Annotated in this window: 16 protein-coding genes and 2 tRNA genes; 4 read left to right on the top strand and 14 right to left on the bottom strand. The window is 51.6% G+C overall.

The genetic code is table 11. From position 1 onward, the window contains the following. Nucleotides 1–7: 7 nt before the first annotated feature. From ACFPMF_RS00740 to ACFPMF_RS00710, 7 genes are all read right to left on the bottom strand, one after another. A complete protein-coding gene (locus ACFPMF_RS00740; protein WP_379840502.1) occupies nt 8–1,030 on the bottom strand; it encodes a family 43 glycosylhydrolase in 1,023 nt (340 codons plus the stop codon). Between the two features lie 115 nt (nt 1,031–1,145). After that, nucleotides 1,146–2,051, bottom strand: a complete 906-nt coding sequence (locus ACFPMF_RS00735) for a PIG-L deacetylase family protein (protein ID WP_379840500.1) — start codon at nt 2,049–2,051, stop codon at nt 1,146–1,148. Nucleotides 2,052–2,421: 370 nt separating this feature from the next. Continuing rightward, complete coding sequence (locus tag ACFPMF_RS00730) at nt 2,422–3,255, bottom strand: ion transporter (RefSeq protein WP_379840499.1); 834 nt, start codon at nt 3,253–3,255, stop codon at nt 2,422–2,424. Nucleotides 3,256–3,525: 270 nt separating this feature from the next. Beyond that, a complete protein-coding gene (locus tag ACFPMF_RS00725; RefSeq protein WP_379840498.1) occupies nt 3,526–5,019 on the bottom strand; it encodes a hypothetical protein in 1,494 nt (497 codons plus the stop codon). Between the two features lie 124 nt (nt 5,020–5,143). Continuing rightward, complete coding sequence (locus tag ACFPMF_RS00720; RefSeq protein WP_379840497.1) at nt 5,144–5,749, bottom strand: hypothetical protein; 606 nt, start codon at nt 5,747–5,749, stop codon at nt 5,144–5,146. Between the two features lie 635 nt (nt 5,750–6,384). Continuing rightward, on the bottom strand, nt 6,385–7,014 hold the full coding sequence (locus ACFPMF_RS00715; protein ID WP_379840496.1) for an FISUMP domain-containing protein: 630 nt from the start codon (nt 7,012–7,014) through the stop codon (nt 6,385–6,387). 399 nt (nt 7,015–7,413) lie between these two features. Next, nucleotides 7,414–7,487, bottom strand: a tRNA-Arg gene (locus ACFPMF_RS00710). A gap of 645 nt (nt 7,488–8,132) precedes the next feature. Between ACFPMF_RS00710 and ACFPMF_RS00705 the strand changes: the two genes are divergently transcribed. From ACFPMF_RS00705 to ACFPMF_RS00695, 3 genes are all read left to right on the top strand, one after another. Then, nucleotides 8,133–10,916 carry an ATP-binding protein gene (locus ACFPMF_RS00705; protein ID WP_379840495.1) on the top strand — a complete coding sequence of 928 codons (2,784 nt, stop codon included), beginning with the start codon at nt 8,133–8,135 and terminating at the stop codon, nt 10,914–10,916. A gap of 210 nt (nt 10,917–11,126) precedes the next feature. After that, the gene (locus ACFPMF_RS00700) at nt 11,127–13,940 is read left to right on the top strand and encodes a putative Ig domain-containing protein (protein WP_379840494.1); all 2,814 of its coding nucleotides are present in this window, start codon (nt 11,127–11,129) and stop codon (nt 13,938–13,940) included. A gap of 904 nt (nt 13,941–14,844) precedes the next feature. After that, the gene (locus tag ACFPMF_RS00695; RefSeq protein ID WP_379840493.1) at nt 14,845–15,810 is read left to right on the top strand and encodes a hypothetical protein; all 966 of its coding nucleotides are present in this window, start codon (nt 14,845–14,847) and stop codon (nt 15,808–15,810) included. A 399-nt stretch (nt 15,811–16,209) separates the two neighbouring features. Here the strand turns inward: ACFPMF_RS00695 and ACFPMF_RS00690 are convergent. Next, nucleotides 16,210–16,282 (bottom strand) — tRNA-Thr (locus ACFPMF_RS00690). A 102-nt stretch (nt 16,283–16,384) separates the two neighbouring features. Next, nucleotides 16,385–18,598 (bottom strand): DUF349 domain-containing protein, encoded by a 2,214-nt coding sequence (locus tag ACFPMF_RS00685; RefSeq protein WP_379840492.1) that lies wholly within the window; start codon nt 18,596–18,598, stop codon nt 16,385–16,387. 95 nt (nt 18,599–18,693) lie between these two features. Between ACFPMF_RS00685 and pdxH the strand changes: the two genes are divergently transcribed. Beyond that, complete coding sequence (gene pdxH, locus ACFPMF_RS00680; RefSeq protein ID WP_379840491.1) at nt 18,694–19,335, top strand: pyridoxamine 5'-phosphate oxidase; 642 nt, start codon at nt 18,694–18,696, stop codon at nt 19,333–19,335. 48 nt (nt 19,336–19,383) lie between these two features. On the opposite strand, the gene bshB1 is transcribed toward pdxH, so the two are convergent. From bshB1 to ACFPMF_RS00655, 5 genes are all read right to left on the bottom strand, one after another. After that, a complete protein-coding gene (gene bshB1 / locus ACFPMF_RS00675) occupies nt 19,384–20,118 on the bottom strand; it encodes a bacillithiol biosynthesis deacetylase BshB1 (protein WP_379840490.1) in 735 nt (244 codons plus the stop codon). Between the two features lie 81 nt (nt 20,119–20,199). Beyond that, on the bottom strand, nt 20,200–21,273 hold the full coding sequence (locus tag ACFPMF_RS00670) for a peptidoglycan DD-metalloendopeptidase family protein (RefSeq protein WP_379840489.1): 1,074 nt from the start codon (nt 21,271–21,273) through the stop codon (nt 20,200–20,202). A gap of 131 nt (nt 21,274–21,404) precedes the next feature. Continuing rightward, the gene (gene trxB, locus ACFPMF_RS00665) at nt 21,405–22,358 is read right to left on the bottom strand and encodes a thioredoxin-disulfide reductase (RefSeq protein WP_379840488.1); all 954 of its coding nucleotides are present in this window, start codon (nt 22,356–22,358) and stop codon (nt 21,405–21,407) included. 214 nt (nt 22,359–22,572) lie between these two features. After that, on the bottom strand, nt 22,573–24,576 hold the full coding sequence (locus ACFPMF_RS00660; RefSeq protein WP_379840487.1) for an OmpA family protein: 2,004 nt from the start codon (nt 24,574–24,576) through the stop codon (nt 22,573–22,575). Beyond that, the gene (locus ACFPMF_RS00655; RefSeq protein ID WP_379840486.1) at nt 24,531–25,163 is read right to left on the bottom strand and encodes a 7-carboxy-7-deazaguanine synthase QueE; all 633 of its coding nucleotides are present in this window, start codon (nt 25,161–25,163) and stop codon (nt 24,531–24,533) included. Before ACFPMF_RS00655 ends, ACFPMF_RS00660 begins: the two co-directional genes overlap by 46 nt. Nucleotides 25,164–25,210 lie beyond the last annotated feature (47 nt).

Genomic DNA, 25,210 nt, shown 5'->3' with positions numbered 1-25,210 from the left:
TATTGGGTTAGGGACGCCGGGCCAGCCCCGGTCGGGTTCCTTTCCAGACCAGCTTTTCATTCGACAAAAACCAGGTGTGGCCTTTATCGTTATTTCCCTGGTAGAACAAATACGTTTGGTGATGGCGATCTTCAAAAACATGCGGATGTCCCGACTCGCTGGTGTTCCAGTCCCCCGGTTCCCCATTCTTTAGAAAAGGTGCTGTTTGCTGGCGTTCCCAGTGCAGGCCATCTTTGCTACTGGCAACGCCAATTTGCTGCGGCCAGTTGTTGTAGGCTCCGGCGTAAAACATCACCAGTTCACCGTTCCGTTCAATGATCGAAGCCCCTTCAATACACTCACCTTCCCAGGGCAGCTCCGGTTTCAGAATCGAGCCATCGGTGGAGAGTTGTTTCCATTCTTCCCGATTAAAGGATGTTTTTAATGGCGTTACCGCAACGCCCAGCATCTGTTTTTTATACCCCGGATCGCGGGTTGCAAAATACAGAAAATACTGATTTTTAAACCGGTACACTTCCGCGTCGATGGCCCGGCCACAGTTCCAGGAACCGGTCGGCCGAAAAATGGGATTGGTGGCATTGCGGGTAAAATGAATGCCGTCCTCCGACCACGCATGGCAGATGGCATCCTTAGGACCACCCCCGTAAGTCTGGTAAAACAGGTGCACCTTCCCCTCTTTCACCAGCGCACCGGGCGCGCAGATACCGGCTTTTTCATAGTCCGCTACGGGCGGAATTTCGGCAATTTTTCGCCAGTCAATCAGGTTCCGGCTTTCGGCCACGCCAATTCCCCACCCATGCTTAACACCGCTGGAGTCCGTAAAGGCCGGTACGGAAAAATACATCAGATAACGCCCTTTGTACGAAATGACGTGGGGATCTTTGGCGTAGGGCCTGCCCAGCCGGGAGGAGTCGCCATACATCATTTTGGCCCCCTCCTTCTGGTCGCGCTCAGGCAGGTGCAGCCAGCCGCTGCTTACCGTCAAAAGAAGAATCAGACACACAGGCAACCCAACAAAATAGTATTTCACGTGATTCAGGTTTAGGGGTTCGTTACGGATAAAAACGCAGTAAGAGGGTTAATGGCCAAACCGGCGACGTACTCCCCGGAAGGGCCTGTCGTTGCCCGCCGGTGCGCGGGGCAGGTTAACGGGGTAGCATGGGAAAAAGCCGCCTGATTTCTTCCGGGCCGGGCTGTCGTCCGTACTCGCAAATTTCGAAAACTTCAACCGATTTAATTTTTCCCGCCTTTTCCTGCCCATACCATTTTTCGAGGGAGGCCTTAATTTCCGGCGTCACCGAAGACCGTTTTTCCATGGCAGCCAGCAACCATTTTTTTCGCTCCGTGGGATCTTTGGGTACGTTAGCCAAATCCTGTCGGGTCCAGGGGAGCCACTCATAGAACTGGGACATGTGCGCATCCAGTCCCTCCACTTTTTTAGCCAGTGTTTCGGTAATATCGATGGCAATGTCGGGGCGAAACGGATTGGGCCGCTGAAAACCGTCGCGAAAATAGAGAAAAACCGGGTTTTTGGCCAGCGGGGGCACACTACTCAGAATATTGGGAACGATGACCAGGTAGGCGGCATCCTGCACAATAATGCCCGTGTTTCGGTGATCCGGATGATAATCGTTGGTGCGTGGAGCAATTACCAGATCCGCCTTCCATTCCCGGATTTTGCGAATAACCGCCAGCCGGTTTTCCAGGGTGGGCATCAGTTCACCGTCGTGATTGTCGAGCACGTCGTAGGTAATCCCCAACCTTCTGGCCACCTCCTGGGTTTCTTTGTACCTTCGTTGGGCCAGCTCGCCCCCGCCCATGTCCTGATGCCCGGCGTCACCGTTGGTCAGCGAGACAAATTTCACCTTGTGCCCCATGGAGGAGTACTGGAGGGCCACCCCGCCGGCCCCCAGGTCGCAATCGTCCGGATGGGCGCCGATAACGATGACGCGTAAAGGTGTGGCTGGGGTTTGGGCAAACGTACAGGTAGTGCTCAGGCAGAGGGTCAGAAGCAGCAAAAACCGCATCGACAGGGTCATCCGATTGTACATAGTGATCAAAAATTAAGGGTTTTGCGGCCTTTCTATTCCCGTCCGAATCAGCCATTTGCCGACCCGGTTTTGCGTAGAAAATCCGATGCGTTCAAAAACGGCATTTTAACCGAATTTTTAAAACAATTCGGTTAAAGACTTTGCCCTCCGATCCGAAAACAAGGGTCTTTTCCTGAGGGAGCGTCAAAGGATCGACTGCGGGCACAGGTGTACCCTGAAGAATCAGGCTGGTTCGTCTGGCGGCCTGATTGCAGAGTAAAGGCAAAACCGGGTTGGCGCTCCGGCCAACCCGGTAAGTTTTTATCGGAAGCAAGGGAGCGAAGCACTACCCGCCGACGCTGTTTAGAGCGCAACACCAGCCAGGGCGGCATCACAATTGGGCTCCACAGTATTTGCAGAAAACCGCATCCGCATCATGTCCTTCCAAACCACACGAAGGGCAGGCTTGGGAACTGACTTTATTCAATTTCCGGGCAGCCTGGGAAATCTCAACGGTGACAATGCCAGTAGGAACCGCAATAATGCCATACCCCATCACCATGACTAATGAAGCTAACACTTTGCCGGCGGGTGTTTGGGGGGACAGGTCGCCATACCCCACGGTCGTCAGGGTCACAATGGCCCAGTAAATGCTCGTCGGGATGCTATCGAAACCGTTTTCTTCCCCTTCGATGATATACATTAGCGAACCCAGAATGATAACTAACGTCAAAACCGTTAAGATGAATACACTGATTTTGCGCTGACTCGCCCGCAAAGCACTCGTCAAAATGGTGGCCTCTGATAGGTATTCTGACAATTTCAGGACGCGAAAAACCCGGAGCAGCCGCAGGATGCGGATCGTAAACAGGTACTGGGTACCTGGTATGATCAAACTCAGGTAGGTTGGCAACAGGGCCAGAATATCGACTACCCCAAAGAAACTACGGGCATAGCGCAAGGGACGTCGCACACTCACCAGCCGCAGAAGATATTCAATCGTGAACAGGCCCGTAAAAAACCACTCGACCCCGTTCAACACCTGGCCGTAGTGAATTCGCACACTCCTGATGCTCTCCAGCATCACCGTAGCCACACTCAGGAGAATGCTACCAATAAGAACGATATCGAACGCTTTTCCGGCGGGGGTATCGGCTTCAAAGATGATTTCGTGCAACCGGATGCGCCAGGGGCGTTCAGGTCGGTCAGGTTCATGTAAGGCCATCTCCTTTGTTCAATTCCATAAAAAGTCCGGTCACCCCGAACCTCAATCCGGGGCACAACTTATCAGGTTCCGGAATGAAAAACAAACCGCCCGGCGTTTAGAAAAGTAGCCCTCAGCCCCTGCCGCTATACGTCGTCCAGTAAACGTGGACAAATGAGGTATGTAAATGGTAGCCAATCCGTTTAAACCGATTGAAAACCCAGACAATGACAACGGATTACACTCGAAATTTGGGAAGGGGTATTGCCCCGTCTATTGGACGCTTTAATACTACTTACAGGCTTCGGTATGCGATTTGAGCACATAGGTTAAACTTCGGCTCTCCGACGTGGTGCCGGTGGTAAAAATTGCCGACCAGGCACCTTCATAATCGACCCGGGCTTCGTAGGTGGTATTGGGTTTTAAGCCGACCAGCTTCCCCTGGCCATTTTCCAATGTAACACCGGCAAAGGTAGCGAGGTCAGCTCCGGGTTTACCATATCGAACCAGAGTCGTGGGATAAACTTCGATGTTTTTGCCATTTTCGCACGTGGCCCGGATGGTAAAATCTACATCGATTGTGCCAGAGGGATGGGGCACTGTTACAAGGTGCTCCCCGGAAAGATTTTGACCAGAGGTCTGACTCAGCAGATTCCCTAAGGCATCATATATATTCAAAGTAAAAGGTACACCGACCGGCGCCCCAGTACCAATGTTATTGTTTCCCGCTGTACCTGCAGCCGCCACAATGGTATTGTCATCAGGCCGCGACACAGTAGGCACAAAAACATTCAATTCATAAAGTACAGAAAAAGTTGAGGGTAACCCGACAAATGTAAAGAAAGCAGGTTGAGTAGCTAGACTACCACCAACGGCATAATCCGTAAAATGTGAAACGGGAAAGCTAACCACGAAGTCTGAGCCTTTGGCTTCGACCTTCACCTTCTGAACGGATTCCCAGCTTCCCGTTTTTTCATTGCGGGCGTAGACGGTCAATTGATCACCCGCTTTAACTGGCTGGCCCGTCGACAAATTCGGAAAACCAGCTGCGATTCCCATTTTGATCTCAACCGGTTTGGTAAACGAGGTGACACTTTTGCCGTCCTTGGTAGCCAGGTTCACCGAGATGTAATTGGCCAGGTGGAGCGTTACGTCCTTAGCGTTGCCATTCTCGATCACTTTCGTCGTTAAACCAACGGGTATACTCTTAGCCAGGCGCGAATAAACCGCTATCGTAGCCGCTACCGTGCCCGAAACCGTATTTCCCTGCTCATCTTTCATTACCGTTCCGCTGGCAAACTGAATCGTCGCGGGGGCTGTCAACGATGTGGCGGCCAGTACGATTTCTTTTGCTGCTGGCAGGGTTCCATTCGTCGCCAGGGTAAGCTGATCCTGTTTGACGATGACTCCCTGCGGGGGATCGGTTTCCTTCACCAGACGAATGATGAAGGGATAATTAAGGTCTCTCGTTAATTTCAGATCAACAGCCGACGGAATGTAGCCAGCCGCATCAACGACCACCCGGAGCTCAGCCGCTGCCTGACGGGTCGGGACGTCCCCTTTCAGGCCGATGAATAGATCACCTTTCGGGCTACTATACGTCGTTTGGGCCTTTCCATTAAAATTGACAACGCGGCTGGCATCTTTTCCCAGAATCGTTACCTGAACCGGAATGGTGAGGGGCTGACCGGTTTTGGCATCAATTACCAACCCCTGTATTTGCGTAGTGGTGGGTCGATAATTCAATTTATAAATAATGCCCTTCAACGGGTCAAGGTTCTTCAAATCGTTACAGCTGCCGAGTAAAATAGCCAGAACTATAGCTACCAGTAGGGTAGTTCCGTGTATCAGGGCACGTTTGGGTAAACTTGATTGCAGATTCATACAGACAAAAAGGTAAAATAAAAAACTACAAACGATAGGAAAGGCCCAGATTCAGAATGGGATAAAACGTCAGGGGCTGCAGATTCTGCTCAATCACCGCTCCCTGATCGCTGGAGGGTTCGAGCATGCCGGTCGTGACGAATGTGACCTGAGGGGATTGCTGGTAGAAAAGGCCCAGATCCACCATAAACTTGAGTTTGGTACCCCGAAATGGATGGCCCCAGCCCAGGCCGGCGTAAGGCGCGATTCTGTTAAAATCAGCCTTTCCGTTGATGGTGCCGACCTGCTCTTTGGTGAAGATCACATCATTAAACCTCACCTCTTTCATGGGCGTACCGTCGAAGGTTAACTGGTTAAGGTTATAGAAGACACCCGTCGTCAGTCGAAAACCGGCTCGTTTGAAGGGGTAGAAGTCGACCAGGGCATTGATGGAGGCCAATTTAAGTTCGTAATCGTATGCTATCTGGACTACATCGGTCGGCTTACCGCTGTCTAATTGACCCTGATAGGAAAACAGACTGGCTCCGGCCCGAACCGTAAACCGGGGCACAATGGATTTAAAAACATCGAACCCAACGCCCGCCGTACCCGCTCGGATTGCCACCGCCAGACCGGGCTGATAACGAGGCAAAGAAGGACTCTTTCCAAACTGTGCCCAGCCGGACAATGGAAATAAAAACAGGGTTAAATACAGTAAAGCAATTTTGTTCATCGTAACCATTTTAAATACATATACCCGATATAGTTTGCTTAAATATTGTCTGAAAACAATCAAATAACTAATATAAAAATAGGCACATAGCTTTATGTTAGTTTCTGGTATAAAATAGTTGATTAGCAGATTGGCGCTCATGGCGTGATCGGTAAGCGGAGCCACCATGAGGCAATCAGAGAATGAAAGATGATTTTCTCTTCTGAAAAAACACAGCCCCACATCAATGCGGGGCTGTGTCGGAAAGGCTGAGTAAATTCTAGAGGGTAAATGATACAAACAAAGTACGGCCCATTTCGAGATAATGCGTAACGGCAAACGGGTCTTGTTTAAAACGGAACCAGATTGTGAACCGGCAAAGTGAACGTCAGGCATTTCAAACGCGCGACGTTACGTTGATTGCCAATTCCCCCGAAATCGAGGGTTTTAGAATTTCCCGCAGATTTGCAGACAAAGCATAACTTGCTGGTAATCAACGTCGTTTAAATCGCGTTTTTTTTACCAAATTTGGGAATAAGCTAGCCGTGTAGAGGTATGCAAGATTTACAAATAACTTAATCCCGGACCAGACGAACCGAGACTCCGTTAGCAACATCGACATCGAAACGAAATGCTTTTGTTAAGTTTTGTTTATTGCTACTGGGAGGGCCACCATAGTGGAAGTTCCATCCCCAGGCTTTACCTTCAGCGCCCGCGGGTGAGGACGTCCAAAAGAAACCGAAAAAACCCAAGACGTGATAACTGCCTTTTCTGCGAATACCTCCCGGAAGAGCGTTAAAGCCGCTGCTGTTCGTGCCGTTACCGTCTTCACTCCAACCCTTGACGCTTTTTAGAGCTTCACCGGCCCTGTCCATACCGCCAAACTGATTCACAAGCATAGCCCATTCGCTATCCGTCGGTAAATGCCAACCATTGGGACAGGCTTTTTTTGCTGCCTCCCAAGTGTAAAGCAAGCCCATTACTTTTCGATTATTCTCATTATCATCATAAGCATAACTACCTTCACCTTTGTAGTTCAGGTTTTGTGCCATCCAGGTAACGGTTTTACCCGTCGAAGCTTCTTGAAAGCTGATCGTTTTATACGTTTGACCATCTCGCGCGTCAGTGAAGGTGCCGCTAGATTGGGCAATCCCCCCTTGTGTAAAAAACAAGGCAGCAATTAAGGTAAGAATGTGTTGTTTCATCTTTTACAAATCGTATGCGAGCGTAAAGGATTTGTAATAGTAGATGTGCACAATGTACGTACGTTTAACTCCCTGATTTATATGTACGTTATGCCTTTTTCACTATCTTTAGTAATACACAATGAACTTACTAAGGCAATGAAAGACAGCCGTTTGAATATCAAACTTAGCAGCAAGCTCAAAGCCGGATTTATGGCCGCTTGTGAAGAACGCGAAATAAGCGCATTCGACGCCCTGCGCAATTTGATTGCAAATTGACAAGTTAAAGTGTCAGGAATTACCGAAACGGGCGAGCAAAACCGGGCATTTTGGCTGGCTAAAGTCGTCAATGATATAGTCAACAATAAAAATAGCAAGTATCTAACTAGTTAACTTAGAGATACTTGCTATCAATTTTCGTGATCCCGTTTGGATTCGAACCAAAGACCGTCTGCTTAGAAGGCAGATGCTCTATCCAACTGAGCTACGGGACCCTAAACCCATTCCAAAAATCCTCGGATGGGTTCTTCAAGGCCCAAAAGTACGGCAATACCCGCAATTCCACAAGAAACCGGGCCGTGATTCTGCCGGGAGTCCACCATGCGTCCGGTTTTGCCGGCCTGTTTCGCAAAGAACCGAACCAAAAACCGCCGGTTTGCGGCCCTGTTTTCTTCTCCGGTGCAGATAACGGCAACGGCCCGCGCCGGTAGTCAGCCAGGGTTCCCTTTCCGTTTCTTTGACCGGCGTTATCGGTATAATCCGTACTGCCCAAAAAAGCAGCCACGAAAGAACGATCAAATCTAATTGTGATCATTTTTATATTGCAAAAAGCTATATTTATGCCTGGTAACGTGGATAGCAGGCTTCGATCAGCAGAAGTTCCAAGAATAACGCTAAACAGTATTGTAACAATACAAGGATCAATTTGAAATCTATTCCAAGTGGGCTCTTTAAAACGTATCGCTCACAATAGTGTCAAAAAGGTAAGTGTGATTTACTGTTTTTTCAAACCCCAGCCTTTAACGTTAGCGAATCAAGCTACCTTTCCGTCACAAAAACGTGATCGTCAACAATCTGCCATATTTGCCGTTGCAATTCAGGAGATTTTTAACGAGCGGTTTTTTGTAGGGCTGGCGCTCATGGCAGGCATTTGGATTTGCTCGTTAATCAAGGCCAATGCCCAGGCTCCTTTGAATTTATTGCCCCAGATTCAAGCCGAAAAACCGGTTACTTTAACTTGTCAATATCTGATTGATTCAACGGACCACCGGACAATTCATCAGGTCACCGATCCAGCACTTTCCTGGCAATCAAGCGTTGATCCGACCCTGATTCTGGGCTTTACTCCGCACCCGGTTTGGTGCCGGTTTACCCTTCAGCCATTAACCAGTGCGTCACGAACCTACGCACTGGAATTGACCAACTTCTATGTCGATAGCTTAACCCTCTACCAACCGGATTCGCTCAGCGGCTGGCGAATTCAGCACTCCGGCGATCTCATACCGTTCGCCCAACGAACTCCCGCAACCCGCTATCCGACGGTTTATGTAACCCTGTCCGGAACCGTCCCCCAAACGTTCTTCGCCCGTATTCAATCTTCGCAGCACCACAGCTATCATTGGCAGGTCTGGAATCAGGCGACCTTTGCCGCAAAGCGCCTGCCTGATTTTGAGCGCTATATCCTGTTTACCCTGGCGTTCATTCTGGCCTTATTCCAGGTTGCCCTCCTGGGGTTCATGTATCAATACGTGATTCTGCGCTCGTACGCCCTCTTTGCCCTTGCCGTCTGCCTGAGTGTTCTGTTTGCCAGCGGATTTTCAGGAATTTTATTTCCCCTGTCGCCCTATTGGGTTCATGTCAGTCATTACGCGACAGTGGGTTTGTTGTTGCCAACGATGGCGTATTATGTCATTCAAGCCTTCCAGCTGCCCCTCTACATGCCGCGTCTGGTGTGGTTATACGTCGGTTTTGGCGGAATTGGGCTCCTGTATGCGGGGTTAAGTTTTTTCGTCCGGCATCCGTATATCACCCGAACCTTGATTGGATCGTTCGCCATCATGCTCGGGTTTACGATGATCCTCATGTTTCTTTTTTTCATCCGGAGAATCCGGCCCGTGATCTGGAATGTGCTGGCGCTGGTGTTTACCCTACCCGTTTATACCTATTTCTACGGCCGGAATGCCGGTTTTTTTACCGGCTCTCTCAAAGAAGAAACCCTTCAGGGCCTGATGATCCTCTGCTTTGTCAGCGAACCGTTTTTTATCGTGGTCATGCTGTGGCAGGCCACGCGCGAACGCATCCGGACGATGGAAATTCTGGCGATTGAAAAGGAGCGTCGGACTTATATCCAAACACTGGATCAACTCAAAACCGACTTCTTCACGAATGTTTCCCACGAACTTCGTACGCCGGTTACGCTCTTGCTGGGGCCGCTGGAAGGGCTGCATCGGCGGTTTCCGGATAATGAGTTGTACGCGCTCATGTACCGCAATGCAAGCCGGCTCCAGACCCTCATCGACCAGCTCCTCGATCTGGCCAAGCTGGATGCAAGCCAGATCAAGAATTCGCCAACTCTGGGCAATTTAACGGAAGATATACGCATCTGGGTCAGACAGTTCGATGGGCTGGCCCAAAGCCGATCGATTTCATTAACCCTGCACCAAAACCGGTCAAACTGGTCGGGATTGTACGATGCCGACAAAGTCGAGAAGATTCTGTTCAATCTGCTGAGTAATGCACTCAAGTACACCCCGGCGGGTGGAGCGGTCACCGTCGAAGTCCTTTACACGAAGGAGGACGTTACCATCGAAGTACAGGATACGGGCATTGGTATGGAGCCCGGGGTAGTCGCTCATTTATTCGACCGGTTTTATCAGGCCGAAGGGACCGGGCGGCAGAAAGCGGGCACGGGGGTCGGACTTGCCCTGACGCATGAGCTGATTCAATTGCTGAACGGCACCATTTCGGTTACCAGCCAACTGGGCAATGGATCGACGTTTTGCGTCTATCTACCCATGGTAGAACAGCCCGGTTTGTCATTGAATAAACCCGGATCGTCTCCCGAACCAGTGAGAAGTGCATCCTCCGGAGCGTTGGTTCAAAAGGTGGATAACGGCCAGGAAGAAATTACCGGGCAACCTGAACTCCCGGACCGGGAGAAACACACCGCAAAACCGCTGTTGCTGCTGGTGGAGGATAACGAAGATTTGCGGTTGTATATCCGCATGATCTTGTCGGCGGATTACACGCTGCTCGAAGCCGAAGATGGTCAGCAGGGATTGGAAATGGCTCTTGATGCGGTTCCTGACCTGATTGTGACGGATTGGATGATGCCCCAGCTCAGCGGTATCGATCTGTGCCATGCCTTGCGGACTGATTCGCGGACCGATCACATTCCGATCGTGATGCTTACGGCCAAAACAGCCGTGGAAGACCGGCTCTCGGGCCTGAAAACGGGGGCTGACGACTACCTGACCAAACCGTTTCTACCCTCTGAGCTGACCGTTCGGTTACAGAACCTGCTCCGGCGGCAGGCCTCCCTTCGAACCCACTGGCAGCGTTCCCTGGCCAATCCGCCGGAATCGTCGGAAAGAAACCCGTCGGTTGCAGAGACGCCACTTTTCCTACAGCAGTTGTTCCCGATTCTGGAACAATACCTCGATCAGCCTGATTTCGAGGTCGAGCAACTGGCGGAGGCCCTTGCCCTGAGCAGTCGCACGCTGACCCGCAAACTCAAGGCGTTGCTGGGCCTCAATGCCCGCGAAACGATTCGCAACTACCGGCTTCGGCGGGCGGATGAGTTGCTGCAGGCGGGAATGCTCCCGACCCAGGTCGCCGATGCCGTCGGTTTCGGGAGTTTGTCTTCGTTTGGAAGAGCGTATAAAGAGCAGTTCGGACAAGCACCTTCGGAACGGAAAAAGTAATCCCACCAGCGGTTTGCAAGCCTGCAACGACCGGAAAAATTTGCCAAAAATCATCAGTGGCGGATTGAGTAGAGTTTTTGTCCGATTGGGTAGAGTCCGTTGCCGATGCGCTTCCGAACTTTGCTCCCAGTCACATACCCCATCTTTTACCTTTTTCTCTCATCCAATGGCCAGGGCTTTTCCTTGCCCTTTACGTTAAACCTACAAGATATGACGACATCTTTACTCCACCTGCGCACCGGGTTGGCGCGGTATCTTTTTGGCTTTTTTCTGCTGACCAGCACCACGCTGATCGCCCAGACACCCACCAAACTCTGGGACAAATCACTCGGTGGAAGTCATGGAGATGATGGGCGGGTTTTATTGAAATTACCCGATGGGGGGTATCTGGTGGGGGGGTACTCGCTTTCTTCCCCCCACGAACCGGGGGAGAAGTCCGCTGAGCATATGGGTGGTGGTGATTTCTGGGTCATTCGCTACCGGGCCGACCACACCAAACTCTGGGACAAAACCTACGGGGGGCTCCTTCGAGATTATTTAATGAACATTGTGGCGGCTCCCGATGGCGGGTTCTTACTGGGAGGAGAATCCAATTCTGATCCTTTGGAAGGCAAAAAGCAGGCCCCAGCCTACGGTTTCGGGGATTTTTGGGTCGTCAAAATTGACGGGGACGGCAACTACCAATGGGACCAAAGTTACGGCGGTTCAAAACGCGACATCCTCACCGCGATGGTGGTGACACCGCAACAGGACGGCTATCTGCTGGGAGGGAATACCGGTGAGGATTATAGGGTCATCAGGATTGATCTAAAAGGAAAACTGCAATGGGAGAAGACGTATGGGGGAAGTGGCACTGACTATTTATCCGCCATGGCGCCAACACCGGATGGGAATGTTCTGTTGGCAGGGCATTCGAACTCGCCCCAAAGCGAAGATAAAGAGGCTGAACACTATGGCGGTGGTGATTATTGGTTGGTGAAGATTGATCTCGATGGCACCAAACTGTGGGATAAAGCCCTGGGCGGGACAAGTTCGGATAATTGCAATGCCCTGATTGCCACCTCCGACGGTGGATTTTTGCTGGGTGGAAGTTCCTTTTCAAACTCCAGTTCAACTAAATCGGAGCCGCCCCTCGGTCACTTCGATTTCTGGATTGTGAAACTCGATGGCCAGGGAAACCGGGTCTGGGATCGAACCCTGGGAGGAGGAGGGTATGATGAGTGTCGAACGCTTCTGGAAACCCCGGAGGGAGGTTATTTGATAGCTGGATCTTCCGCATCCGATCAAAGCCCGACCAAGTCAGAAAATAGTCGGGGCGAGAGCGACTACTGGCTGGTCAAACTGGCCGCTGATGGGCAGGTGCAATGGGACAAAACCCTGGGATCGAATTCCGATGAAAGCGTTAGTGCTGTATTGCAACGGCAATCCGACGAATTTCTCCTCCTGGGATATAGCGAGAGCTATTCCGGGGGAGATAAGGAGGCTGAGTTTTGGGGTGCTTCAGATGCCTGGCTGGTGGCGGTGAAGGTGCCATCCTGTACCAATCCCACCATTACAATGACCTCGAATGTAACCACCCTGCCGATTCTGCAAAACACCCCCGGAGTTTCGCTGGCTATTACCGGCTGTGAGAGTGGCACCATCCGTTGGGCGGGGCCCAACGGCGTCAGTGGCACCACCCCCCTGATTCCGGTTTCCACCACCGCCATTGGCTCGCTGGTTTACTCGGCGACCTGTACCGTGGGTTCTTGCACCGGGTCGGCTTCCACGACCCTGACGGTGGCGGCTCCCTGGGTCAATGCCAGCCTCGATGGCTACATCTACGGCGCCGATTGCGCCAGCTTCCGGGGCTGGGCCTGGGACCGCAACAAGCCCAATGCCGCCGTCTCCATCGATATCCTGGAAGGGCCCAATGTGATTGCCACTCTTTCGGCCGACGGCTTCCGCCAGGATCTGCAAACCGCCGGCAAGGGCAACGGCAAACACGCCTTTAGTTTTACGATTCCGCCCGCCCTGAAGGATAATGTCCCGCATACGTTATACGCCCGGGTGTCGGGCAGCAGCTTCCTGCTGAAAGACTCGCCCAAGGCCATCGTTTGTCAGAGCAGTGGCAGCCCCGGCAACCGGGCACCGGTGCCCCCCGCGTCGAGTGTCATCAATACCCCACTGGCGGCCCAGGTCGGTGTCCCCTTCTCGACCACCCTGGCGGCTTTTACCGATCCCGACGGCGATGCCCTGACGTATCACCTCAGCGGGTTACCCGATGGGTTGTCGATCCAGGCGGGCACGCGGGTGCTCAGTGGCACCCCCACCCAGGCGGGCACCTTCCTGCTGGCCTATGCGGCCACGGACACCAAGAATGCCACCAACTCGGTGAGCTTCCCCTTGACGGTCCACCCGGCTCAGACCACGACGGTGACGGGCAGTTTCGAGGGGTATCTGGACAAAGTGGAATGCGGCACGATTCGGGGCTGGGTCTGGGACCGCAACAAACCCAACAGCCCGGTGACGGTGGAGTTTTATTCGAAAACCGAAGGAGGCCTCGAAACCGTCTGGGGCAGCACCGTAGCCAATATTTACCGGGATGATTTGAAGAAAGCCGGTAAGGGCAATGGTTCGCACGGCTACAGTTTTGCAGTTCCCAATGGGTTGAAGGATGGCAGACGTCGGGTGATGTACGGCCGGGTGCAGGGCAGCAGCTACACCCTGAAGGATTCGGGCAAACCGCTGACGTGTGGTTCGCCGGCCCGCCTGTCGGCGGAAGCGGATTCGGAGCTGCAGGTGCGGGTGTTGGGCAACCCGGTTTCGGATCAACTGACCGTCGAGATTCGGGGTATGGAAAACCAGTCGGTCCGGCTGCAATTGACGGATGCCAGCGGGCGGCTGATCAATCAGCGGCAGATCGAAGGGGCAAAACCGGTTGAGCAGCAGACCTTCATCGTCCGTGAGCAACCGGCAGGGTTGCTGCTGCTGCGGGTGAGCAGTGGCCTGAAAAGCCTGACACTGAAAGTGCTGAAGCAGTAGAGTAATTAACATGGAAGGAAAAGGCGCCGGTCATTGATCGGCGCCTTTCGGTTGCTTTTCAATTGGGGAATACTGGCAGATTGACCGTCCCCTCCTGGACTGTACCTAAGGCGGTATATTCGCTCTAGGCGATCAGTTACCAATGATACAACTGTTCCATGATGCAGGTTGGCTTTGTTGGCAATCGAAAGAAGTGCGTACTTTGACGTTCCGTCTGAATAGACTGGACGGAAACTTATATAAACCGGATTATCACCTTCCTACTGTTAGCCATTCTCTTTGTAGCTGTTGCCTGTAAGAAAACAGAACAACCAGTACCTGATACCTCCATATCCCCCCGCGATGCCAACTTAGCGCTGGGTAATCCCAGCAATGCAAATACCAGCCAGGAAAACAACTACCTCATCGAGCGGCCGCCTACACCCTAAACTATACCCGTAGCACCGGCATTGCCAACTGGTGTTCGTGGCATTAACCACCGCCTGGAAAGGGTCGGCCAAACGGTACTCGGGAATGACGTTTCCCCATTTGGGATTTACCCAGCGATCTGCAGTTCAATTTGTATGTAGCTAATGGTTGTCTGTTGAGAGGGCCCATCCGCTATAAAACCATCGAGGAACGCAATCAGGTTATTCAAAACGTCGCGAATGGGATTTGGCTCAGGCCCCCACCCGAGAACTCAATCAAAAGCCAGGATTGGTATTGGCAGCATAAAAAACACCGAATACTTCCAGGTGCGCCGACTGAACCGGATAACGTATCCAAAACAATTCATGACTTACCGTTAAATAAAACGAGCATATTGATAGTCGTTGAATTTTGTAAATTGTACTATAAGTCAAGTGTTTAGCCCATAGTTGCTGGTACTCTTAAACTGTCCTTTTACCATTTAATCCTCAATCTCATGGAAACGGTAGAAACGATTGTTGAAACGGTTAAACAGTCTGAAATAAAAAAACCAGCATCAACTAAAAAAGAAGATGAGAAAGGTCAAAAGGCTCACTGGCCTTTTGAAGTAATGGATCCTTGGCAAAAATTTGTCAGAGTCTTTTTTATTGGCTTTTTCTTTCTGTGCTGGCTGGCTCTGTTATTCTTTGGATTGAGCTATGATTCATCTTATTATCATGATTTGATTTTTGGAGTCATATATGATCCGGCCCAAGAAAAACTAAAAGATCCGGCAGAAGCAATTATCAAGTTTTATGATTTTACCGGACAGCCCTGGAAAAAGTTGCCATACCCATCTCTCAAACACTATATCATTTATCTTCTGAGTCTAACACCACTTAATGTCGCATTGCTCTCCGCGCTATCGGCCGCAATTGGAGGGCTGGCGAGTAACCTGTCAGCCAGTAATAAATTAGCTCATGAATGGCGAAAGTATATTAAACCTAACTCGGCGGAGTTTCGTAGCTACGTATGTATGACTGAGAGTCCAGCCGTTTCAATGCTTCGCGGTTTTATTGTTTACCTACTGGTTATCACAGGCGCATCCCTTACGAATTTTACTTCTGCTATTGACACGACTTCAAAGTTTGCCTTTGCCGGAACATCTGCACCGGCCTATTTTAAGTTTGCTGTAACCATAACGTTATTATCATACCTGGCAGGCTATGACTCAACTCGACTAAAAAGCCTTTTGCAAACGATCAACATCACTAAAAAAGAGGAAGACCCATCGGAGAATAATCAGAAAATGCTGGAAGTTATTCATACGCTAGCAATTAAACGGAAAAGTAAGCCTGATAGAAGTCATCACAGTAAATCGAATAATAGGACCGATCAAATCGGTCAGTTAAGATCAAAAGAGGATACTTTAAATGGAAATGCGGTAACGTCAGGTAAATCTAGTGATCTCGGTGCAATATGAAATAGGAAAACAGTAATTGCTTATGTCAGGGTAAAAATCCCATGGACATCGATTCTATTTCTTCATCACCTCCGCATTCATTTCATTCTCATCAAGCGACTGCATCAGTTCACTGATTTCGTATTTGGTTAAATTCGGATTGATCCAGCGCCGTTCGTCGACTGAGCATTAAAGGCATCCGCCAAAATCCACTTATTGGTACGATACAAGCTCTTGACCAGATAATTCAAGCGATCAGGAGTAATATACGGAGGCTAGAATATCCAATTGGTCGGAAAATTGCCCTATGTTCGTCGTTAATAAAAATGACCGAAGTGCTGGGTCGAGTAGGTGGGATTACTTGTGTATCAACTAAAATAGCCGCCCCTAAGAGAGACGGCTAAGTGCTTGATCTTGAAGAGCCCCCAGTCGGGATCGAACCAACGACCTACTGATTACAAGTCAGTTGCTCTACCAGCTGAGCTATGGAGGCAAAACGATTTAGCTGGTGGTAAATCTGGTGCAAAAATAGGGAATTTGCCGTTTCAATCCAATAGTACAGTCTTTATTTTGCGGATAAAAACCGTTGGCTGTCTTACTGCGCTTCCCGAATGACCTTCAACTGGTGTTTGAGTTCTTCCAGTTGTTTCTGCGCCACCTGAATTTTCTTGTCGATATCAGCCCGTAATTTATCGGCCCCTTTCGACCGGCTAAAGAACTCAATGTTGTTGTTATACACCGCAATATCGTTCTCCAGCGTCGTCATTTTCCGGCGAATATCGCCCTCTTTTTTATACAAATCACGCGAAGAACCGGTCTCCCGGATCAGCTCCGCTTCGTTTTCCAGCACCAGGCGTTCTTTCTCCTTGGTGGAAATTTTCCCATTGGCTCCTACAAACGTGTTCACGGCATTTATATACCGCTTCTGAATTGACTGCATGTCCTTTTTCGGCACGTAACCGATTTGGGCCCACTGTTTTTTGTAGTCGTTTAACTGCGCCAAATCGGCATTACCACTCACAGCGGCAGCTTCGATCTGTTCACAGAGCGCAATTTTTTTCGACAGGTTTTCCTCAAATTCCCGTTCAACCTCCTGGTTCCGTGACCGCTTTTTATTGAAAAAGGCATCACAGGCAGTTTTAAACCGCTCAAACAGGGAATCCTTGAATTTTTCCGGAACCTGACCGATTGTCTTCCATTCCCGCTGAAGCTCGATCACTTTCTGGGTCGTTTCGGCAGATTCTTCTCCTGAGGCCAGGATAGTTTCCACTTCTTCGCACAGCTGTGTTTTCGCTTTCAGGTTCTGCTCACGCTTGCCTTCCAGCTGTTTGAAAAACTCTCCTTTGCGGTGGAAAAACTGCTTCAGAGCCGCCCAGAACTTTTTACTCAATTCTTTCCCTTCTTCCCGGGGCATCGGTCCACGGATCGCATTCCAGCGGTCCTGAATCGCCATCACCTCGCGGGTTTTTTCGTTCCAGTCGTTGATACTGCTGGACGTAAAGGTGGTAAACGGCACGAGTCCTTCGTAAAGTTTCGATTTTTCTTCGTACAACTGGGCACCTTCCCGCCGAATCTCCTCATTCTGGCCCCGGCGACGATCGTAAAGCGTATCCAGTGCTTTTTTGAAACGCTGCCACAGTGCCTCCTGCTCCGATTTCGGGGCCGGGCCAACGTGTTTATATTCCTCGAAAAGGGCGTTAGCCTCGTCGATGATCGCTTTGGTTACCGGACTGCCTTCGTTGGCTGAAACCAGCGCTTCCACCTTCTCGCAGAGTTCGGTTTTCAGCGTCTGATTCTTTTTCCGATCCAGCTCTTTTAACTCAAAATAAATATTGCGATTGCTGTAATAACGGTCGACCAGCGCGTGGTAGGTAGCCCAGAGGGTCGCATTATGCGGAGACGACACATTTCCGGCTGCTTTCCATTCGTCCTGAATCTGTTTAAAACCGTTCCAGCTGGTTTTGGGATCACCGGCATTGTTTTCGTCGGTTTCCACCAGTTCACGCAACCGGCGCAACAAGTCGGTTTTGACGTTAAAGTTGGTATCCTTCGCCTTTTCTACCTGCTGAAAATACTGGTTTTTCTGATCCTTAATCTGTTTATACAGACTTTCGAATCGACTCACCACCTCATCGTGCTTGTATTCAAACCCTTCTTCGGAACCGGTGTCCTGAATATAACGCTGCAATGCTTCAGCCCGATCAGCGGCTTTCGACTGATCAAACAAGGGGCGAATCTCTTTCAATACCTCGTCAGCCCGGCGGTAATCCCCGGTCGACACGGTGTCGGTTTTGAGCGACGACAACTGTTTTTCCAACACACCCACCAGTTCCACCTTCGATAACTGGCTGTAATCGACGGTCGGCGCAGCATCCTCCAGTTCCGATTCTGCTCCGTCGGATGGATCGGCATGCATTTCCAGCACCTCCGCCGATTCCGGGGTTTCCACCGTCGGTTCTGACGGTGCCGGCTCAACGGAATCCATGGGCCCGGATTCGGCCATAGCGCTGGGTTCCGGAACCGTTTCGTCCGCAACGACGGGTTCTTCCCCTGGCCATTCGCTACCGGGCGATGGTTCTTCGGCCAACGCAGGCGCTGCCAGGTCTGCCGTAGCAGCTGGTTCCTCCGTCGGCTCGGGTGCCGCATCACCGGTTTCGACCGCTTCGGCGGACACTTCCGGGCTTGCTTCACCCATCGGCTCTTCGGTGGGTATTACCGCATCAGTCGGTTCAGTTTCCGGTTTTTCTTCCTGGACAGGGTTCGGATTCTGGTCCTTGCGTTCAGTTATTTCTTGCTCTTCGCTCGCCATACGATTTTTTAGGAATCGTTACTTTTGCAAAAGTAAGAAAAAAAGCGGATTATTATTTTTTTGCACACCGTACTATAGTTAGACCTCCAACTTCCATGTTATCTCCCCTGGCTGATCTCCGAAAAGAGTATACCCTAAACGGTTTAGACCCGAAGGATGTTTCCCCAAGTCCGTTCGCTCAATTTCAGCGCTGGTTCTCGGAAGCCCTGACGGCTGAAGTCCCGGAACCCAACGCCATGCATTTGGCCACGGTGGGAGCCGATGGGCGGCCATCCGGCCGGATTGTCTTATTGAAAGGGTTTGACGAAGGCGGTTTTTCGTTTTTCACCAATTACCAAAGCCGGAAAGGCTCGGAGATTGCCCTGCATCCGTTTGCCTCACTCACCTTTTTCTACCCGGAACTTGAAAGACAGATTCGGATTGAAGGCTTCCTTACGAAAGTAACCGACGAGGAGTCCGATCGGTATTTCCAAAGCCGACCGCGCGGCAGCCAGATCGGGGCCTGGGTTTCGCACCAAAGTTCCGTTGTCGAAAACCGGACGGTTCTGGAAGAACGACAAATGGAACTGGAGCAGCAGTTTGCCAATCAACCCATTCCTCGCCCACCGCATTGGGGCGGTTATCAGCTTGTTCCCGACCGGATCGAATTCTGGCAGGGCCGCCCCAGCCGGCTGCACGACCGGGTTCTGTACCGGAAAGAAGACGAAAACTGGCGAATTGAGCGACTTTCGCCGTAGATGAAGGCCGCAGGAGCACGTAAACCGACGAGCCCAATTCGCCAATCCTTATTTCAAATCAAAGAGATTCGTGACCCCAATGGTCCGGTCTACCGTGAAGCCTTCGCCATATTTTACCCCGATCACGTGACCGAACTCTTCGGCGCGGGCGCGCAGAAACTCCATGAATTCCTTGCTGGCGATATAGCTCATGGGTTCTTTACTGGTCGGATCGTAAAACTGGCTTCGGTAGGCCAGCAGGGATTCCTGCTTTTTGTCGTAAAAATCAGTGATATCGACAATAAAATCCGGTTTGATATACCGGTCCTGAATAAGATGGTAAACGTGTTTCGGACGCCAGGCAACCTGGTCTTCCCCCGTGGCATCCGCTCCTAGATTATCCACGGTTTTGATTTGCCGCAGGCCGGAATAAAAACAGGCATCGACCACCAGCGCCGACGCCCGTCCGTGGTCAGGGTGGCGGTCGGTGATGGCATTCGTAATCACAATTTCCGGCTGGTATTTCCGAATGGCCGCAATCAGCGCCAGTTGGTGTTCTTCGTCATTTCGAAAAAAACCGTCCCGGAAATTCATGTTTTCCCGGGCCGACAGTCCGAGAATTTCGGCGGCCGCTGCGGCTTCCTGCAACCGGATTTCGGGGGTTCCACGGGTGCCCAATTCGCCCCGGGTGAGGTCCACGATACCGACCTTTTTACCTTGCGCAACCAGCGAGAGAATAGTTCCGGCGCTGCCCAGTTCAGCATCGTCGGGGTGAACAGCAATGACAAGCAAATCCAGTTTCATTCGTTGTATCAGCAGGAAGAGGTTCGGTTCGAGCCCAGGGGGCCGTTTTATACTTGAAATAAAATGAAAGCCCGTGGTCAATCAGTGAACCCGCAGTTTCTGGCCGGGCCGTATCCGGGAGCGGGTCGACAGGTGGTTTTTACGGGCCAGTGTTGACGCCGACAACCCGTAGCGCCGGGCGATGCTACTCAGGGTTTCCCCGGAACGAACCCGGTGCAAAACCGTCCGCTTGTACCGGGGTTTGAAACCCGCCAGGTTCACATTTTTGCCCCGCAGGTAATCCCAAACGGAAGCGGTCAAAATAAAGTGGTCCGAAATCAGGGAGTTGGTCGGAAAATCGTAGAGGTGTACGGGGCTAAACGGGTTGCCCTCATACCGGGTTTCAAAGTGCAGATGCGAACCAAAGCTCCGCCCGGTATTCCCACCCAGCGCAATCTGATCACCGGCTTTGATCAATTGACCCGATTCGACCAGCGTTTTGGACAAATGGCCGTAAATGGTTTCCAGGCCGTTATAATGCCGGAGCAGCAGGTAACGACCGAAACCGCCCCCGTCCCATCCGACCACGCGGACGATGCCATCAAAAGCCGCAAAAACCGGGTCGCCGGTCTCCAGATCCAGGTCCATTCCCTTATGCCAGCGACCCCAGCGCGGGCCAAAAATAGAGGTCACTTTACCGTCCACCGTCGGGGCCGACCAGAACCGGTTTTGGGCCGGGTCGTATAATTTCAGATCAATTACTTCATCAAACTGAAGCGGGTCGATTCCGTACGGATCGACGTTATGCGGGTCCCAGATGGCAAAATAATCGGCAATTTTTACCCAATCATCCCCAACCTGAACGGAATCGATGTATTCGACCACCGCCGGTTCCCCTTCGTCGATCGTGGAAGTATCTTCGGCTACGACGGGATTGATTTCTTTCTTGGGTTCGAACTGACTGTTAAACCGTAGGTTGGAGGGTTCCTGTTCAAATTCCTCCTCCGGCTCTTCAGTCGATTGTTTTGCGGAAGACTTCGGATTTTCGCTCTCTGTTTTCTTGGGCTTGATGCTCAGGTTCTTTTTAAACTTTCCTCGCTCCTGTGCTTCTACGGTCGTGACGCTTGCCAACAGGCAAACGCTGGCGAACAGCCACCAGACTGCCAGTTTTCTCATCCTTGGGGATAAAGTTTGCCAAAAGGGAGTTACGCGTTATGGGTTAAGAAGGAAGCGTTAACATGCCTTGGCCAACGTTTCCTTCTTAACCCATAACGCGTAACTCCTTTCTGTGGTGGTTACAAATTCGGTTACACTTCAGCGTGCATTTCAACTTCTTTCATGGCCAGGTACCGCTCGGCGTCGAGGGCGGCCATACAACCCGTACCGGCGGCCGTGATGGCCTGACGGTACACATTATCCTGAGCATCACCGCAGGCAAACACACCCGGCACGCTGGTTCGGGTACTGCCTTTTTCGGTGATGATATACCCCGTCTCGTCCATTTCGACGAACGGCTTGAAAATCTCGGTATTGGGCTTGTGACCGATCGCAACGAAAAAACCGGAAATGTCCAGCACCCGTTGCGCACCCGTCACGGTGTTTTTAATCAGCGCACCCGTCACCCCTTCTTCGCCTAACACCTCTTCGGTTTCACTGTTCCACAAAATCTCAATATTCGGCAGTGACTTCACCCGGTTCTGCATGAATTTCGACGCCCGCATTTCATCCCGGCGGACAATCATGTATACCTTCCGGCACAGATTGGCCAGATAGCTCGCTTCTTCGGCGGCCGTGTCACCGGCGCCAACGATCGCAACATCCTTACCCCGGAAGAAAAAACCGTCACAAACCGCACAGGCCGAAACGCCCAGGCCGTTCAGCCGCATTTCGGACGGCAAACCCAGCCACTTGGCCGAAGCACCCGTGGAGATAATCACCACATTGGCACTGATTTCCAGCTGATCATCCACGACGGCTTTGTGAATCGGGCCGGTAAAATCGACCGCCGTCACGAGCCCGTAGCGAATATCGGTTCCGAATCGACGGGCCTGCTGTTCGAGGTCCATCATCATTTGCGGGCCGTTTACGCCTTCCGGATAGCCGGGGAAATTATCAACTTCATTGGTGATGGTCAATTGACCGCCGGGTTGCATTCCCTGGTATAAAACAGGCTTCATGCCCGCGCGGGAGGCATAAATGGCGGCAGTATATCCGGCCGGGCCGGAACCGATAATAAGGCAATTGACGTGTTCGGTGGTCATTGGCTGACAAAAATAGATTGTTTAAACCCGCTGGGGCATTACGGAAAAACCACCCCAGTCACGGAAAAAACAAGCGCAAAGATGCAAAAAATTCCCCGGCAAACCAAGTTAACGGTTTATGAACAATTAACAACGAATAATGAACAATTCGGGTTAAAAACCGCATTGCGCGGTCTGGCTCCCCGCTATCCGATAGCCAGACCGGCCGCATTCCTTACAGGATTTTCCACTCAATCCGCCGGTTCAGCTTGCGGTTTTCGTCACTGGTATTGGGCGCTACCGGGCGGGTTTCACCATAACCGGCTGATTTTATACGGGCAACCGGAATGCCAGCGTTGACCAGATACTCAACGACCGACTGCGCCCGTTTTCTGGACAACTCCAGGTTGTTGGCCGCCCCGCCCTGATCGTCGGTATGTCCGGAAATTTCGATTTTGACGGATGGATTCACCTCCAGGAATTTGGCCAGCCGATCGAGTTCCGTCCGTGATTTCTCGGCCAGATCGTACCGCCCGGTTTCGAAGAAAAGGTTGTTCAGCGTTTCTTTCGAAGCCGCTCCGCCATCGGCCGGTTTGATCGGTTCGAGCGGTACGCTCATGGTTAACCCTTCGCCTTCACGCTTCTGCGTAAAATCGAACGACACGCTTTTGAACAGATAGCCCGGTCCAACCACGTACAGGGCGTACTCGCCACCCGTCGGCAAAACCGCCGTATACTGCCCGGTCTGGGGGTCGGACTGCACGCGCGTCACGAGCTGATTGGTGGCCAGATCAATCAGTTCGATGGTGGCATTGAGCGGTTTTTTCGTACGGGCATCGGCCACCAGTCCTTTCAGGTAGCTAACCGGACGAACTTTCTGGCGCAACGACTCCGGCAGGTCGAACCGGTACAGTTTGGACCGTTGTTTGCCATCGCCCGACGCCTGTTCCTGCGAATAATAGGCGTGGGCGCCATTGGCCGACACAAACAAGGCTGCCTGATCATCGGACGTATTGATAGGGTACCCGAGATTCTGCGGATTTGACCAGCCCGCAGCCGTGCTGTCGGCTACGAACAGATCGTAACCGCCCATCCCCATATGTCCGTCCGACGCAAAAAACAGGCTCAGCCCGTTGGCGTGAATAAACGGCGAGGCTTCGTCGAAGGGCGTATTGATGTTTTTCAGGTTGTACGGCGGTTTCCACTCGCCATCGTCGCCCAGTTCGCTGCACCAGATGTCCCGCCGACCCAAGCCGCCTTTCCGATCGGAGACAAAATACAACCGGCGGCCATCGGCCGAAAGGGCCGGCTGTGATTCCCAGGATTGCGTATTGATTGAAGGGCCAAGATTCTGCGGTTCGGACCAGGTGTTACCGGTTTTGTGGCTGATGTACAGATCACAACTACCATAGCCGGTTCGTCCCTGGCAGGCCGTAAACACCAGCGTTCGCCCATCGGCCGAAAGCGATGGTGTTCCTTCATTATTGATCGTGTTGATGCGCGGGGAGATGGATTCGGGCGGACTCCAGGTTTCGCCTTTTTGGGTAGAAACCATCAGATCTTCATCCCCTTCGGGTTTCAGAACCGTGTAGACGAGTGTCTGCTCATCGGCGGTTAAAACCGGAAAATACTGCGAAGGAAAGGCCTGTACGGTGGCCGGCAAGGGTTGCGGTTTGACGGCCAGCGGATTCAGAATGGCCTGCGCCCCAAAATGGGCGGTTTGCAGCAGGCGATCCACTTTTTTCCACTGAAGGGTATTCGGGGTAAACTGCTTCCGGTACTGTTCGATGTATGGAATCGCCACCTGGTAGTTTCCTTTCCTGAGCAGATAAGCGGTAACAAATTGATACGCCAGTCCCGCAATCGGTTTATCGGGCTGTTGGCGAATGACCCGCTGGTAAAGCTGGAACGCCTGATCGGGTTTACGCATAAATTCGTAGACCTGTCCCAGTTTCACATACGCTTCGGTATACCCGGTATCGCGTTCAACGGCCTGATGAAACAATTCCAGTGCTTCGGGCATTTGCCGCTGCTCCAGCGCACTCATCGCCTTTTTATAGGATTCTGCGGCTTTTTTGTTCTGAGCAACGGAAGAAAGAAGGAAAGGAGGAAACAAGAAAAGGAAGAACAGCAGGCGGATTAACCGGATGCCTCCCATCCGGTCATCCTTCCCCCCTTTCGTCCTTTCTTCCGTTACGGAATATCCATGTACTTGTGTGTTTGCAACGAAACGTGCCATTGCGGATGCTGTTTTACATACTCAACGATAAGAGGTAGCATTTCATTGGATCGGCTCCACTCCGGTTGTAAAAACAATTTACACTGCGGTTGCAGCAATTCGACAAAGGACTCCGCAAACGCAAAATCGCTTCTGTTGTACACGATTACTTTCAGTTCATCGGCCCGTTGAAAAATACCCGGATGCGGTTCCTTGAATTTCTTGGGTGAAAAGCAAATCCAGTCCCATTCGCCACTGACCGGGTAAACGCCCGAGGTTTCGATATTGGTGCGAAAACCGGCTTTTTTTAAGGCCAGGGTCAGGTCGGTCAGGTCGTGCATGAGCGGTTCTCCCCCCGTGATAACGGCCATTCGACCGGGATACTGCAAAGCCTGTTCCACCATTTCGGGAATGGTCCGTTTCGGATGAACATCCGCATCCCACGACTCCTTGACGTCGCACCAGTGACAACCCACATCGCAGCCGCCGAGCCGGATGAAATAGGCCGCTTTCCCCGTATGCGCTCCCTCGCCCTGCAGGGTATAGAACGCTTCCATCACCGGAAGCCGGTTAATCATATCCGTTTGTTGATCCAGCACTTGATTCATGCCACAAAGTTACGGAATTTGCGGCCGATGCCTCATGTGTTCCAGCG

The organism is Larkinella bovis (assembly GCF_042655385.1).
Classification (GTDB): domain Bacteria; phylum Bacteroidota; class Bacteroidia; order Cytophagales; family Spirosomataceae; genus Larkinella; species Larkinella bovis.
The sequence above is the reverse complement of the archived record's forward strand: the minus strand, read 5'-3'. Positions and strand labels throughout refer to the sequence as shown.

Coding starts and splice junctions, on each gene's coding strand:
- ACFPMF_RS00735 (WP_379840500.1), bottom strand. CDS start 2,051: ATGTACAATCGGATGACCCTGTCGATGCGGTTTTTGCTGCTTCTGACC.
- ACFPMF_RS00730 (WP_379840499.1), bottom strand. CDS start 3,255: ATGGCCTTACATGAACCTGACCGACCTGAACGCCCCTGGCGCATCCGG.
- ACFPMF_RS00715 (WP_379840496.1), bottom strand. CDS start 7,014: ATGAAACAACACATTCTTACCTTAATTGCTGCCTTGTTTTTTACACAA.
- ACFPMF_RS00705 (WP_379840495.1), top strand. CDS start 8,133: ATGGCAGGCATTTGGATTTGCTCGTTAATCAAGGCCAATGCCCAGGCT.
- ACFPMF_RS00700 (WP_379840494.1), top strand. CDS start 11,127: ATGACGACATCTTTACTCCACCTGCGCACCGGGTTGGCGCGGTATCTT.
- ACFPMF_RS00695 (WP_379840493.1), top strand. CDS start 14,845: ATGGAAACGGTAGAAACGATTGTTGAAACGGTTAAACAGTCTGAAATA.
- ACFPMF_RS00685 (WP_379840492.1), bottom strand. CDS start 18,598: ATGGCGAGCGAAGAGCAAGAAATAACTGAACGCAAGGACCAGAATCCG.
- pdxH (WP_379840491.1), top strand. CDS start 18,694: ATGTTATCTCCCCTGGCTGATCTCCGAAAAGAGTATACCCTAAACGGT.
- bshB1 (WP_379840490.1), bottom strand. CDS start 20,118: ATGAAACTGGATTTGCTTGTCATTGCTGTTCACCCCGACGATGCTGAA.
- ACFPMF_RS00670 (WP_379840489.1), bottom strand. CDS start 21,273: ATGAGAAAACTGGCAGTCTGGTGGCTGTTCGCCAGCGTTTGCCTGTTG.
- trxB (WP_379840488.1), bottom strand. CDS start 22,358: ATGACCACCGAACACGTCAATTGCCTTATTATCGGTTCCGGCCCGGCC.
- ACFPMF_RS00660 (WP_379840487.1), bottom strand. CDS start 24,576: ATGGCACGTTTCGTTGCAAACACACAAGTACATGGATATTCCGTAACG.
- ACFPMF_RS00655 (WP_379840486.1), bottom strand. CDS start 25,163: ATGAATCAAGTGCTGGATCAACAAACGGATATGATTAACCGGCTTCCG.